This is a genomic window from Porphyrobacter sp. TH134 (assembly GCF_002855495.1).
Taxonomy (GTDB): Bacteria; Pseudomonadota; Alphaproteobacteria; order Sphingomonadales; family Sphingomonadaceae; genus Erythrobacter.
In genome coordinates this window covers 40,736-52,809 of sequence record NZ_PKRO01000002.1, presented here as the reverse complement: position 1 = coordinate 52,809, position 12,074 = coordinate 40,736, and the positions used below count along the sequence as shown (strand labels likewise).

15 protein-coding genes are annotated in these 12,074 nt (G+C 65.1%); 7 read left to right on the top strand and 8 right to left on the bottom strand.

Going from position 1 to position 12,074, the window contains the following annotated elements:
- Positions 1 to 14: 14 nt before the first annotated feature.
- The 5 genes from hpf (at position 15) to C0V72_RS01300 (ending at position 2,933) form a co-directional block, all read left to right on the top strand.
- Positions 15 to 581 carry a ribosome hibernation-promoting factor, HPF/YfiA family gene (gene hpf / locus C0V72_RS01320; RefSeq protein WP_101791414.1) on the top strand — a complete coding sequence of 189 codons (567 nt, stop codon included), beginning with the start codon at positions 15 to 17 and terminating at the stop codon, positions 579 to 581.
- Between the two features lie 182 nt (positions 582 to 763).
- Positions 764 to 1,225, top strand: coding sequence for a PTS sugar transporter subunit IIA (locus C0V72_RS01315; RefSeq protein WP_101791413.1), 462 nt, complete (start codon positions 764 to 766; stop codon positions 1,223 to 1,225).
- Positions 1,226 to 1,240: 15 nt separating this feature from the next.
- Positions 1,241 to 1,729 (top strand): PaaI family thioesterase, encoded by a 489-nt coding sequence (locus tag C0V72_RS01310; RefSeq protein ID WP_101791412.1) that lies wholly within the window; start codon positions 1,241 to 1,243, stop codon positions 1,727 to 1,729.
- Positions 1,730 to 1,744: 15 nt separating this feature from the next.
- Positions 1,745 to 2,086 carry a DUF1491 family protein gene (locus C0V72_RS01305; RefSeq protein WP_101791411.1) on the top strand — a complete coding sequence of 114 codons (342 nt, stop codon included), beginning with the start codon at positions 1,745 to 1,747 and terminating at the stop codon, positions 2,084 to 2,086.
- Positions 2,087 to 2,273: 187 nt separating this feature from the next.
- Positions 2,274 to 2,933, top strand: coding sequence for a cell wall hydrolase (locus C0V72_RS01300; protein ID WP_101791410.1), 660 nt, complete (start codon positions 2,274 to 2,276; stop codon positions 2,931 to 2,933).
- A gap of 37 nt (positions 2,934 to 2,970) precedes the next feature.
- Here the strand turns inward: C0V72_RS01300 and xth are convergent, their stop codons facing one another.
- The 3 genes from xth to C0V72_RS01285 all read right to left on the bottom strand — a co-directional run bounded on the left by xth (position 2,971) and on the right by C0V72_RS01285 (position 4,692).
- Positions 2,971 to 3,765: an exodeoxyribonuclease III gene (xth, locus tag C0V72_RS01295; RefSeq protein WP_101791409.1), complete on the bottom strand. Its 795-nt coding sequence runs from the start codon at positions 3,763 to 3,765 to the stop codon at positions 2,971 to 2,973.
- Positions 3,766 to 3,887: 122 nt separating this feature from the next.
- A complete protein-coding gene (locus tag C0V72_RS01290; RefSeq protein ID WP_101791408.1) occupies positions 3,888 to 4,220 on the bottom strand; it encodes a HesB/IscA family protein in 333 nt (110 codons plus the stop codon).
- A gap of 40 nt (positions 4,221 to 4,260) precedes the next feature.
- Positions 4,261 to 4,692, bottom strand: a complete 432-nt coding sequence (locus tag C0V72_RS01285; protein WP_101791407.1) for a CBS domain-containing protein — start codon at positions 4,690 to 4,692, stop codon at positions 4,261 to 4,263.
- Positions 4,693 to 4,839: 147 nt separating this feature from the next.
- Here C0V72_RS01285 and C0V72_RS01280 point away from each other — a divergent pair, with 147 nt between their 5' ends.
- Positions 4,840 to 5,151, top strand: coding sequence for a hypothetical protein (locus C0V72_RS01280; protein ID WP_101791542.1), 312 nt, complete (start codon positions 4,840 to 4,842; stop codon positions 5,149 to 5,151).
- On the opposite strand, the gene C0V72_RS01275 is transcribed toward C0V72_RS01280, so the two are convergent.
- The 5 genes from C0V72_RS01275 to C0V72_RS01255 all read right to left on the bottom strand — a co-directional run bounded on the left by C0V72_RS01275 (position 5,148) and on the right by C0V72_RS01255 (position 10,410).
- Complete coding sequence (locus tag C0V72_RS01275; RefSeq protein WP_172438872.1) at positions 5,148 to 5,543, bottom strand: (2Fe-2S) ferredoxin domain-containing protein; 396 nt, start codon at positions 5,541 to 5,543, stop codon at positions 5,148 to 5,150. The two genes, C0V72_RS01280 and C0V72_RS01275, sit on opposite strands and share 4 nt — an antisense overlap.
- Before the next feature lie 14 nt (positions 5,544 to 5,557).
- Positions 5,558 to 7,708, bottom strand: coding sequence for a dipeptidyl-peptidase 5 (locus C0V72_RS01270; protein WP_101791406.1), 2,151 nt, complete (start codon positions 7,706 to 7,708; stop codon positions 5,558 to 5,560).
- A 40-nt stretch (positions 7,709 to 7,748) separates the two neighbouring features.
- Positions 7,749 to 8,261, bottom strand: a complete 513-nt coding sequence (locus C0V72_RS01265; RefSeq protein ID WP_101791405.1) for a DUF2497 domain-containing protein — start codon at positions 8,259 to 8,261, stop codon at positions 7,749 to 7,751.
- A gap of 65 nt (positions 8,262 to 8,326) precedes the next feature.
- A complete protein-coding gene (locus tag C0V72_RS01260; protein ID WP_101791404.1) occupies positions 8,327 to 9,793 on the bottom strand; it encodes a TolC family outer membrane protein in 1,467 nt (488 codons plus the stop codon).
- A complete protein-coding gene (locus C0V72_RS01255; RefSeq protein ID WP_324761508.1) occupies positions 9,790 to 10,410 on the bottom strand; it encodes a protein-L-isoaspartate O-methyltransferase family protein in 621 nt (206 codons plus the stop codon). The genes C0V72_RS01260 and C0V72_RS01255 overlap by 4 nt, the downstream gene beginning before the upstream one ends.
- 214 nt (positions 10,411 to 10,624) lie before the next feature.
- Here C0V72_RS01255 and fumC point away from each other — a divergent pair, with 214 nt between their 5' ends.
- On the top strand, positions 10,625 to 12,031 hold the full coding sequence (gene fumC / locus C0V72_RS01250) for a class II fumarate hydratase (protein WP_101791539.1): 1,407 nt from the start codon (positions 10,625 to 10,627) through the stop codon (positions 12,029 to 12,031).
- Positions 12,032 to 12,074: the final 43 nt, after the last annotated feature.

Genomic DNA, 12,074 nt, shown 5'->3' with positions numbered 1-12,074 from the left:
AGGACTAAACGCTTATGGACATTCGGATTTCGGGCCATCAGATGGACACCGGCGCAGCCTTGCAGGAACATGCCGCCGACCGGCTTGGCACAGTCGTCGACAAGTATTTCGACCGGGCGCTGTCCAGCCACGTGACCTTTGGCAAGGCGGGTGCGGGCGCGATCAGCTGCGATATCGTCACCCACGTGATGCAGGGCCTGATCCTGAAAGCGCAAGGTTCGGCCTATGATGCGCACCTCGCCTTCGATGACGCTGTGGGCAAGATCGAAAAGCAGCTGCGCCGGTACAAGCGCCGCCTGACCGATCGCCACGAACAGGCCGATCACGCCCGCGGCGAGGAAGAGGCGGCCTACACCATCTTTGCCGTTGAGGACGATGCGGAGGACGAAGTCGTCGCCGATGCGCCGCTGGTGATTGCCGAAACCCGTGTCGATATCCCCACCGCTACCGTTGCCGACGCGGTGATGATGATGGATCTGCGGAACACCACCGCGCTGTTTTTCAAAAATGCTGGCACGCAGCGGCATAATATGGTCTACCGGCGTGCCGATGGTTCAATCGGTTGGGTTGAACCCAAATAGGGCCGAGCAGCGCCCTTGCCGTAAGGGATTCCTTTATCGCAAGGGCCTCGCGCAAAGGCTCAGACGGCGGCAGCAGGAGGGGCTCCGCCCCGGCTCGGTTATGCTTTTCGGCATGACCGGACTGGATTGTCGCTTTCGTACCGCCATTGCGGGGCGCGCTTACAACCGGGATTTGCACAATCATGGACGTCAACCTGGCTCTATCACCGCAGGCGATCGGGTTTGCTCGGCTGGATTCCAAGGCCCGAGTGCTGGCGCAGGCCGGGCAGCTGCTGAGCGATGCTTACGGGCTGGTGCCGGGCGAAGTGCTGGAAAATCTCGAAGCCCGCGAAGCGCTGGGCAGCACCGGGTTTGGCCGGGGTGTCGCGATTCCGCACTGCCGGTCGAAGGATATCCGCCGCCCCAGTCTGGCGGTGCTGCGGCTTGAAGCGCCGATTGATTTTGGCGCGGCGGATGCCCGTCCGGTGACGCTGGTGTTCGCGCTGGTGTCGCCCGAGAACGCCGGGGCCACCCACCTGCACGCTCTTGCTGCGATTTCGCGCCTGACGCGGGACGAGACGATGCTGCAAATGCTGGCCGATGCGCCGGATGCCGAAGCGATCTATGCGCTGCTGACCAACCAGTTCGTGCGCGACGCAGCCTGACGCCAGCCTTTCCCCATGTCCGCCAGCGATGCGTTATTTCCCCCGACCGGGGCCGATCAACATTACCGCGCGCTTGAGCGGCTCTACGCTTCGGCACCGGTCAACGCCAAGTTCGCCTCGGCGCTGCATATTCCGGGCGAAGGGCGCGCGCACTTGACCTTTACGATCACACCCGAAGATTACCACGCCGCCGGGGCGGCCCACGGGACGATCTATTTCAAGATGCTGGATGATGCGGCCTTCTATGCGGCCAATTCGCTGGTGACGGATCGGTTCTTGCTGACCACCAGTTTCAACCTGTTCTTTTCCAAGCCGGTGCGCGCCGGGCGCGTGACGGCAGAGGGCCGCTGGGTCAGTGGGCGCCGCCGGGTGTTCGTGGCCGAAGCGCGGCTGGTGGACGAGGAAGGGGACGAGATCGGGCGCGGCACCGGCACCTTCATGCGCAGCCGCATCCCGCTGTCCAGTCTGCCCGGATACGCGGCGGACGGGCCATCCGGCCTGTAACCCCGGCCTGTCACGATGGACGCCCGCCTGCCCGCCCATCTTGAGGCCAGCGCGATTATCCGCCTGGCCGAATCGCAGGGCGGGTACGCGACGGTGCTGGCCAAGGGGGAGCATGACGCGGGCACGATCCTGTTGGTAACGCTGTGTCGCGGAACAGGCGCTGTGCTTTTCGAAAGGATGCCCCAGCGCGACGGATCGCGCCTTTTTGTTGCCGCAAAGATAGAAAACCCTGATAATAAACAGGAATTTTCCGACTATCTGGCCCGCCGCCGCGTTCAGGACCAGGATATGTGGCTTATCGAGGTGGACATCGCGGATCCCGAACGCTTCGTCGCACAGCTCAACGATTCGCGTTGACGTAAACGGCAAGAGGGCTAGTGGCCCGCTCAATTCCTCGCGCAGGCTGACAGGGCGGCAATCCGGCCCCTCGATCAGCACGCAGACGGGGAGCGGCCGGCAGGCTTTTTGACCCCCACATCGATAACGATCTGGAGACGGTTCACACCTGCGACTGTGCGCGCTCACCGCCGAATTTGTAGATTTGATGCGCCGCAAGACCACTACGATTGCTGCGATTGCCGCTGTTGGCATTGCAACCATGTTATTTCCGAGCGGCCGCGACGCTGCCGCTCTGGCGCAAGCCGCCACTGACCAGCTGACCGCGGCCGTTCCGGCCCAACCGGCGGAGCTGGTCCCCCAAGCCATCACCTTCGTATCCGAGCCGGTGGTGCAATCGCTCCCCGCCGACGCGTCGGGTGATGCGCCCTCCCCCACCCTGACGGAAGCCGGATCGCTGAGCGAGCTGGTCGGCATGATCGATACCGCTGCGCCGATGGACGAACAGCTGCGTTGTCTGGCTGGCGCGGTCTATTTCGAAGCGCGCGGTGAACCGCTGGCCGGGCAGTTGGCCGTGGCGCAGGTCATCATCAACCGCACCGAAGACGGCCGCTTTGCCCGGTCCTATTGCGGCGTGGTGGCACAGCCCGGGCAATTCTCTTTCATGCGCGGAAGCCGGATGCCTCAGGTGCGCGAAGGCTCACCCGCGTGGACGCGCGCCGTTGCCGTGGCGCAGATCGCCCACCGGGGCTTGTGGGAATCGGAAGCCGGCAATGCCGTGTTCTTCCACGCCCGCTATGTGAACCCGGGCTGGAGCCAGACCAAAACGCGCCTCGCCCAGATCGATACGCATATCTTTTATCGGTGATCCTCGCGGCTGATACAGGGGCAAGCCCCCCAGCCGACTAAGCAGAAATCTCCACCCAGACAGGCGTATGGTCGCTCGCCTTCTCGCGCCCGCGATAGGCCTTGTCGACGCCGCAGGCTTCCATCCTGTCCGCGCATTCGGGTGAGAGCAGGATGTGATCGATCCGGAAGCCGTGATCGCGCTGCCAGGCACCCGCCTGATAATCCCAATAGGTCCACACCCCCCCGCGCGGGTTGTGGGTGCGGACCGCGTCGGTCCACCCGTCCGCCAGAAAGCGGCTATAGGCCGCCCGGCTTTCCGGCTGCATCAGCGCATCATCCTGCATAGCCTTGACCGACCACACATCATCATCGTGCGGGATCACGTTGAAATCGCCGAGCACCACCGCCGGCACTTCCTCGGCCCAGATCGCCGCCATGCGTGCGCGCAAGGCCGCCATCCACGCCAGCTTGTAGGTGAATTTCGGCCCCGGATGGGGGTTGCCATTGGGGAGATACAGGCAGGCGATCCGCACGCCGCTGACATCGGCCTCAAGATAGCGGGCCTGTTCCGCATCGCCTTCGTTGGGGCCGGGGATACCGAGGCCGCGCTGCACCTCGGTCAGGGTGTAACCGGCGCGGGTATCGACCAGGATCGCCACGCCGTTGAAGCTTTTCTGGCCATGCCAGATCGCGCTGTAGCCGATCGCCTCAAAGTCAGCCGCCGGGAAGCCATCGTCCTGCGACTTGATCTCCTGCAGGCAGGCGACCGCAGGGCGGGTTTCTTCGAGCCATTCGATCAGACGCGGCCCGCGCGCCTTGATGCCGTTGATGTTGAAGGTGGCGATTTTCATAGGGCTCTCTCTAACCGTTCGGGCTGAGCTTGTCGAAGCCCTGTCCTGCCTTTCGAACCCAAGCCCGAAGGAAAGAACGGCCCTTCGACAAGCTCAGGGCGAACGGGAAGGAGTGCAGGTGGCTAAATCCCGAAACTGGCCCCGCAGCCGCAGCCCGCCGCAGCCTGCGGGTTTTCGACCTTGAACGCCGCGCCGCCCAGCGATTCGACGAAATCGACCGTGCTGCCCGCGATCAGATCGAGGCTGACGGGATCGACCACCAGCTTCACGCCGTCGGTTTCGGAAATGGAATCATCCGCCTCCGGCCCATCGGCGAGATCGAATTTGTACTGGAAGCCCGAACACCCCCCGCCTTCGACCGCAAGGCGCAGGATCGCCGGGCGCGCCTGCCGCGAAGCGATGAAGGCCACGCGCTTGGCAGCAGAGGGGGTGAGGATCAGGGGCTCGGGGCTCATGACCTTAATCTAGGGCGCGCGGGCGCGATGCTCAAGGCCATCACACCGCCTGAATATAATTGCGCAGCGCCTCGGCCTCGTGCTGCACCTCGTCCATCTTGTGCTTCACCAGATCGCCGATCGAGATGAAAGCGATCAGTGCGCCGTCTTCGACCACCGGAAAATGGCGGAAGCGGCGGCGGGTCATCATCGCCAGCGCATCATCGATCGTGGTGGCTGGCTCCACCGTAACCGCGGGCGAGGTCATGATCTGTTCGACCGGCAGATCGAGGCACGCACCGCCATGATCGGCCAACCGGTAGATCACGTCGCGTTCCGAGACGATGCCAACCACCTTGCCATCGCGCAGCACCGGCAGCGCGCCGATGCGGCGGGTGGCCAGCACGGCGACCGCGTGACTGACCGGGGTGGCAACGTCGCAGGCGATGATGTCCGAAGGGCCGCGGTGGGCGATGATACGAGCAATGGTCATGCAAGACTCCCTCTCTCTCAGGCAGGCAAATTGCCATGTTTGGCGGCAAAAGGCGAATCCGCCCGCGGCAGGGGGTTGCGCGCGGCGTATCAGGGCTTGCAGCTTTCGCGCGTTGCCAAGCGGGCCCGCGCGCGTCATGGCAGGACCATGGCCCGTAAATCCCCGCTCGATGATCCTGTGAACGCCGCCCACGCCTGGGCGCGCTATCGCCAGATTATGAAGGTGCTGCTGGCAGCGACCACGCTGACCGTGGCCATCGCGATGGGCCTGCTGTTTGCCTATAACGGCATGATTTCCGTGCATTTCTACATTGCCGTGGCGCTGGGGATCAGCCTGACCATGCTGCTGGGCGGCGGGCTGATGGGGCTGGTGTTCCTCAGCAATGGCACCGGCCACGACGAATCGGTCGATAATCAGCTGCCGGGCAAGGACGAGTTCTGGTCGCCCAAGGATGACTAGGCAGGGTTGAGGCGGTAATCCTCGACCGGCACCCCGCCCACCAGATGTTCCTGAATGACGCGCTCCAGCACGGCGGGCGAGCAGGAATGATACCACACCCCGTCCGGCCACACGACCGCGATCGGCCCTGCCGCGCATAGTTGAAGGCAATCCGCCTTGCTGCGCTGAACGCCCCCGCCCACGCCGCGCGCGCTTTCATCGGTGCGCTGCGGGCCGACCAGCCCCAGCTCTTTCAGGCGCGTCTTGAGGAAGCCCCACGCCTCCTCCCCCGCCTCGCGCGAACAGCACTTCTGCTTTTCCGACACCGCGCACAGCATGATGTGGCGGGTGATCGCCGTGCCCTTGGCCGGATCGCCAAAATGCCGGGCGAGGTTGGTCTGCGCGCAGAGCAGCGCTTCGTCGCGGTTCACTCGGACTGCTCCGCCTTCAGCCAGCGGTCCAGCCAGGCGAACACGGTGTCGTGCCATTGCAGCGAGTTCTTCGCGCCGAGCACCCAGTGGTTTTCATCCGGGAAGACCAGCAATTGCGCCGGGATCCCGCGCTGGCGCAGGATCGTGAAGGCGCCGAGGCCCTGGGTGTAAGGCACGCGGAAGTCCTTTTCCCCCAGCACCACCAGCATCGGGGTCTTCCACTTATCGACGTGGTTGGCCGGGTTCCACTTTTCGTAGGTTTCCGCCGCGTCTTCATAGGATCCGCCGAAATCCCAATGCGGGAACCACAATTCCTCGGTCGAATGCGCAAAGGCGCGGTTGTCGAACAACCCGTTGTGGTTGACGAGGCATTTGAACCGGTCGGCCCATTGCCCGGCGATCCAGTTGATCATGTACCCGCCATAGCTTGCCCCCATGGCGCAGGCGCGGGTGCCATCGATCTGGGTGTCGAGCGCGAGCGCCGCGTCGAGGCCCTTCTGCAAGTCCTCCAGCGGCCCCCCGCCCCAATCCTTGTTGATCGCATCGGTGAAGGCCTGCCCGTATCCGGTGCTGCCGTGGAAATCGATCGAGATCACCGCGTAACCCTGCGACGCGGTGACGCGCGGGTTCCAGCGGTTTGACCAGCTGTCGTTGTAGCTGCCCTGCGGTCCGCCGTGGATATAGAGCAGCGCCGGGATCGGCCCGGTCTGATCGGCGAGCCGGGTGATTTGGCCCCACACCGTGTCCCCGCCTGCGCCCTTGAAGCTGAAGCGGCGGGTGACGATGCTGGCAAGGCCGCCCATGCGGGTGGTGGCCACATCGGTCAGCGGGCGGGCCTGCCCCATCCCGTCCGACAGATAGAGTTCCGCAGGATTGCCGAGCGAATCCCGCGTGAACAGCGCGCGGCCCCCGGGCAAGGGGACGATATTGGCGATATGCGCCTCGTTCCCGGCCATCAGGCCCAGTTCGGTCACTTTGCCGGTTGCGGGGTCGATGTTGAAGGCGGGGGTATCCAGCACCTTTTGCGCCGTGGCGATCAGGTGCTTGCCGTCCGCGCTCCAGGCGAGGCTGGCAAAGCTCAGGTCGACATCCTTGGTCAGGTTGCGCTGCTGCCCGGTTGTGAGGTCGAGCAGCTGCACTGCCAGCTTGTCCGCCTCGTACGTCGGGCGTGCCATCGCCAGCCATGCCAGATAGCGGCCATCGGGCGAAGGAACGGGAGCGGAGTCGGTGGCCTGGTTGCCCCCCGTCAACAGCTTCGGCGCGGCGCCGGAAAGGTCGGCGGCGTAGATATCGAGATTGGTCGAGGTCGGTTCAGCCGCGTTTGATAGGCGGGCGGTGAAATAGAGCGTCTTGCCATCGGGCGCGAAAGCGATTTCCTCCGCGCCGCCAAACGGCAGGGTTGGGCTGTCGGCCGTGATTCCGGTGGCGGGGTCGAGGCCGTCGGCAGGCACGCCCTCGCCTTGGGCGACACCATCCACCAGCGGGAAGGTGAAGATGCGGTTGTGGGTGCCTGGGCTGGCCCAGCGATCCCAGTGGCGCACGAAGCCGTCTTCGGCGTCATAGAGCCGCCCGGTGCCGGGGCCGGGCAGGTGCTTGGGCGCGGCATCAGCGCAGCCGAAAGTCGGGCAATCGCGGGATATCTCGCCCCACACTGCGATAGCTGTGCCACTGGGGGCGAGCTTGAAGCCCGCAATCTCGGCATGCTGCGGCTCGGCGACCACTTGCGGAGCGGCGAGCGTTCCATCCTTCGCCAGCACCGCGCGCCACACGCGGGTGCGCTGCGGCGCGGCGGCATCGGGATGTTCGCCGCTGAGGAAATACAGCGCGCCATCCGCGCCAAAGGCCAGATCGCTCGCCCGGATCGGCAGCGTCAGCGCGGTGGGCGCGGCGCCCGGCTTGGCCAGATCGAGCAGGTAATGCTGGGGTGCGCGCTTCAGCGTCGCGGGATCGGTGATGGTCACGCTGTAGACCGCCATTGTGCCCGCCGCATTCACCGCAGGCGCGCCGAGACGCGGGAGGGTGACCAGATCCTCCGCGCGCATCGGGGGGGCGGTGACGCCGGGGATTGCCGGCGTATCTTGCGCGGCAACGGGCAGGGCGACAAGGGCGGCGGCGGCGACAGCGCCGAACACGGTGAGGTTACGCATGGCGGCGGGATTAGCCCGCCTTATCGCCTCTTGCCAGAGCTTAGCGGCGCTTGCCGACGATCCGGGCGATTTCGGCCTGCACCAGCTGTTCCACCATGGCGGGCAGGTTCGCCTCCAGCCATTCGGCCAGCATCGGGCGCAGCAATTCGCGCGTCAGGCCTTCGAGCGAGGTTTCGCCCGAACGCACGATCTGCGGGCGGGCGGGCGGTTCGGCCAGCATGGCGAGCGCGGCGAGGTTTTCCTGCATCGCATCGCGCACGGTTTCGGCCAGCAGCGGGCTTTCGTCCGTCTGATCGAGCGGCAGGGCCGAAGGCTCATCGAAAGGTTCGGGCGCATATTCCATTGCGCCCAGATCCAGCACATCGTCACCGGCTTCGGCAGCGTCGCGCACCTGATGCGTGCGGGCGAGCGGCATCGGCTCGGCATTGTCATCTTCGGATACCAGCATCCGCCGGCGCCGGGTTTCCATGGCCCCGGCACGATTGTCGCGCGCGATGACTTTCTTGATCGATTCGAGGATTTCCTCGACCGAAGCTTCGTTATCTTGCGTCATGCCCATGATCTGTGTCCGCCGCCCTGTTACCCTGCTGTCCGGCCTGTCCCGAATCGGGAACGAAATCACTCACCGGGCAGAAGTTGCGGGCCGATTGTTGCGTTGGCGGGGGGAATGTCAACGGTTCTGGTTGATTTCGGGGCAGGTTCGGGGTCGCGGTCCCAATCCCACAGCTTGCTGCTGACACGCTGTGCGTTGACGGTGGGATCGTAAAGCACCCCGCCGGTATCAAGGTTGAGATCGCGCGCTTCGGCCCGGCCCATCAAGGCCAGCAGGTTGAAGCCTGCCACATAGGCGTTGCGCCGTGCGGTCACCAATTGCGCGCGGGCGTTGACCAGTTCCTGTTCGCCATTGAGCACGTCGAGGATCTGGCGGTTGCCGATCGATTGTTCGGCGCGCAGGCCTTCAAGGCTGAGTTCGGCGGCTTCGACCGCGGCTTGCGCGCTCTTGATCACGGCATTGGCGGCCTGCCAGCTGGCATAGGTGCCGCGGGTTTCGGCGATAACCTGGCGTTCGGCGGCGATCACATCTTCCAGCGCGGCCGATTCGCGCGCGCCGGCCTGACGCTTCTGCGCGGCAGGCAGGCCGCCCTGAAACAGCGGGACGGTGACCCGCACCCCGGCATTGGCGGTTTTTTCGCTTTGCGCAAAGTCGGCGGCAACCGGCCCGCCGAGCGTGCCGAAGAAGTCGCTGTAATCGCCGTTCACAAACACGCTGACAGTCGGCAGGCGGCCGCTGCCTGCCGCCTTGGTATCAAACCCGGCGGCCTCGGCACGCTGCTTGGCGGCATCAAGGTTGGGGTTGTTTTCCAGCGCGCTGACAATCGCCTCGCCCACGGAATCGGGCAGACCAGGCAGCGGCGGCGGGGCTTCCAGTTCCCCCGGCTCGCGCCCGACCAGCCGGATATAGGCTTCGCGCGCGGCGATCAGGTTGGCTTCGGCCGATTGCAGCTCGCCTTCCGCCACCGCGAGGCGCGAGCGGGACTGGGCGACATCGGTGATGGTCAGATCGCCGATCTGGAACCGGTCGCTGGTCGCTTCGAGATTGGTGCGCAGCACCGCGACATTGTTGGTCGACAGCGCGACCAGTGCTTCGGTCCGGAGCACATCCATATAGGCCGCCACGACTTGCGCAAACAGCGTGCTTTCGGTGTTGCGCAGGTCTGCTTGCCCGGCTTCCACCCGTTCCTTGGCGGCGGCGATCCCGTTGCGCACGGCCCCGCCCGAATAGACCGGCACCAGCAGCTGCGCATTCACGCCAAGGTTGCGTTCCGGCGCGGCGAACTGGTTGGCCGATTGCTGGACGAATTCGATATGCGTTGCGGTGATGTTGGCCGAGGGCAACCCCTGCGAGCGCTGGATGACCACGCCTTCATCCGTCGCGCGCTGGTTGGCGCGCGCGCCTTCGAGTGTGGGGTTGGTGTTATAGGCACTCACCAGCGCCTCGCGCAGATTATCGGCCTGAACGGGCGCCGCCAGCGCCACAAGGCTGACAGCAGCGGTCAGGCGAAGCGGAGCGCGGCGAAAGCTCACGCGAAGGTCCAGCCCTTTGGCACATCAAAGGCGTGCAGCACGGGAATGCCTAGATCCTCGGTCGGCTGAAGATTGACCTGGCCTGCCACCTTGCGGCCCGAGGCAAGGCGTGTGACCTGGCGCAGCACCAGACCGGTGACGATGCGGCCACCTTCGGCCAGCTGCGCGCCAACGCCGTCCGGCAGCTGTTCAATCGCACCATCCACCACGATCAGCGAGTAACGGCCCGTGCCCCCTGCGGTCAGCGCAGCCGCTTCGGCGGCGGTCATTTCGGATAGATCAGCCACCAGCGGGCGCAGCAGCGCGGCCAGGTATCCGGTGCCGCCGCCCACAACCAGCACGGTGTCATCCGGCATGGGCGCCGCTTCCAGCAGCAGCTTGCCATAGAACAGCGGCGCGGCCAGGTGCTTGCCATCCTCCAGCGCAATCGCGCGGTCGATATAGGCGACCGATGCCTTGCTGGCGGGCAGAAAATCTTCGCGGGGCACGCTTAGCAGCCGGGCCAGCACATATTCCTCGTTGACGCCGCTGGTGCGCAGCTGGCTGTCAATCATGGCGCGGCGCGCGACCACGGTTTGGGGGCTGGTATCGGGCAGGGTCGTCGTCATGATGCTCATGTTCTTTCGCGCGACTGTATTAGATGTGCAATACAGCCAGTCAAGCCTCTCATAAACGTGCCGATGCCACGTTCCAAGGCCTTTGGCCCGGTTTTCGCAGCGTGCGATGCCGGCGATTTCCACCTTTGACCTCGCCGCGCCCTGGTGCTTAGGGGAGCGCCGACCCCGAGGGGATTCTCAATCGACTTAGTGAGGGATGGCTTCGATGAGTGACATGACGACCGCTGGGACAGACACCCGGATTGAAACCGATTCGCTGGGCGAAGTGGCGGTTCCTGCCCACATGCACTGGGGCGCGCAGACGCAGCGCAGCATCGTCAACTTCCCGATTGGCGGCGAAAAGATGCCCCCGGCGCTGGTGCGCGCGCTGGGCGTCCAGAAGCTGTCGGCGGCCAAGGCCAACATGAAGCTGGGCGTGCTTGATGCCGGGATCGGTGAAGCCATCGTGAAGGCCGCGCGCGAGGTGATTGACGGGACGCTGGCCGACCAGTTCCCGCTGGTGGTGTGGCAGACCGGCAGCGGCACCCAGTCGAACATGAACGCCAACGAGGTGATCGCGAGCCGCGCGAACGAAATCCTGACCGGCAACAAGGGCGGCAAGACCCCGGTCCACCCCAACGACCATTGCAACATGGGCCAGTCGTCGAACGACACCTTTCCCACCGCGATGCACATTGCCGCGGCGACCGAGGCGCTCGATCACCTGATCCCGGCGCTGACAAAGCTCCACGGCGCGCTGGATGCGAAGGCCAAGGAATTTGCCGAGATCGTCAAGATCGGCCGCACCCACTTGCAGGATGCGACCCCGATGACGCTGGGGCAGGAGTTCTCGGGCTACGCCGCGCAGATCGGTTACGGGATCAAGCGGGTGGAGGCTGCCCTGCCCCGTGTGCTGGAGCTGGCGCAGGGCGGCACGGCGGTCGGCACCGGGATCAACGCCAAGGTCGGCTTCGACACGGCGTTCGCTGCCGAAGTCGCCGCCGAGACCGGCCACGCCTTCGTCACCGCGCCCAACAAGTTTGAAGCCCTCGCCGCGCATGATGCGATGGTGGAGATTTCGGGCGCGCTCAACGTGCTGGCGGTCAGCCTGATGAAGATCGCCAACGATATCCGCCTGCTCGGCTCCGGCCCCCGCTCGGGCCTCGGCGAACTGAGCCTGCCGGCCAACGAGCCGGGCTCCTCGATCATGCCGGGCAAGGTCAACCCGACCCAGTGCGAAGCGATCACGATGGTCTGCGCGCAGGTGATGGGCAATCACGTCGCGGTGACAGTCGCCGGATCGCACGGGCATCTGGAGCTGAACGTCTTCAAGCCGGTGATCATCTACAACGTGCTGCAATCAATGAAGCTGATCGGCGATGCCTCCCACGCCTTCACCGATAATTGCGTGGTGGGGATCGAGGCGAACACCACCCGCATCACCCAGCTGCTCAATGAAAGCCTGATGCTGGTGACCGCCTTGAACCCCCACATCGGCTACGACAACGCCGCCAAGATCGCCAAGAAGGCCCATGCCGAAGGCACGACGCTGAAGGAAGCGGCGCTGGCGCTGGGCCTGCTGACCGAAGCGCAGTTTGCGCAGTGGGTGGTGCCGTCGGACATGATCCGCCCCAGAGACTGATGCGGATGAAGGGAGGGCCCAAGTCGTTGGGCCCTCCTGAACC

Excerpts from the sequence above, each read along its gene's own strand:
- hpf (WP_101791414.1), top strand. The coding sequence starts at position 15 with ATGGACATTCGGATTTCGGGCCATCAGATGGACACCGGCGCAGCCTTG.
- C0V72_RS01315 (WP_101791413.1), top strand. The coding sequence starts at position 764 with ATGGACGTCAACCTGGCTCTATCACCGCAGGCGATCGGGTTTGCTCGG.
- C0V72_RS01310 (WP_101791412.1), top strand. The coding sequence starts at position 1,241 with ATGTCCGCCAGCGATGCGTTATTTCCCCCGACCGGGGCCGATCAACAT.
- C0V72_RS01305 (WP_101791411.1), top strand. The coding sequence starts at position 1,745 with ATGGACGCCCGCCTGCCCGCCCATCTTGAGGCCAGCGCGATTATCCGC.
- C0V72_RS01300 (WP_101791410.1), top strand. The coding sequence starts at position 2,274 with ATGCGCCGCAAGACCACTACGATTGCTGCGATTGCCGCTGTTGGCATT.
- xth (WP_101791409.1), bottom strand. The coding sequence starts at position 3,765 with ATGAAAATCGCCACCTTCAACATCAACGGCATCAAGGCGCGCGGGCCG.
- C0V72_RS01290 (WP_101791408.1), bottom strand. The coding sequence starts at position 4,220 with ATGAGCCCCGAGCCCCTGATCCTCACCCCCTCTGCTGCCAAGCGCGTG.
- C0V72_RS01285 (WP_101791407.1), bottom strand. The coding sequence starts at position 4,692 with ATGACCATTGCTCGTATCATCGCCCACCGCGGCCCTTCGGACATCATC.
- C0V72_RS01280 (WP_101791542.1), top strand. The coding sequence starts at position 4,840 with ATGGCCCGTAAATCCCCGCTCGATGATCCTGTGAACGCCGCCCACGCC.
- C0V72_RS01270 (WP_101791406.1), bottom strand. The coding sequence starts at position 7,708 with ATGCGTAACCTCACCGTGTTCGGCGCTGTCGCCGCCGCCGCCCTTGTC.
- C0V72_RS01265 (WP_101791405.1), bottom strand. The coding sequence starts at position 8,261 with ATGACGCAAGATAACGAAGCTTCGGTCGAGGAAATCCTCGAATCGATC.
- C0V72_RS01255 (WP_324761508.1), bottom strand. The coding sequence starts at position 10,410 with ATGAGCATCATGACGACGACCCTGCCCGATACCAGCCCCCAAACCGTG.
- fumC (WP_101791539.1), top strand. The coding sequence starts at position 10,625 with ATGACGACCGCTGGGACAGACACCCGGATTGAAACCGATTCGCTGGGC.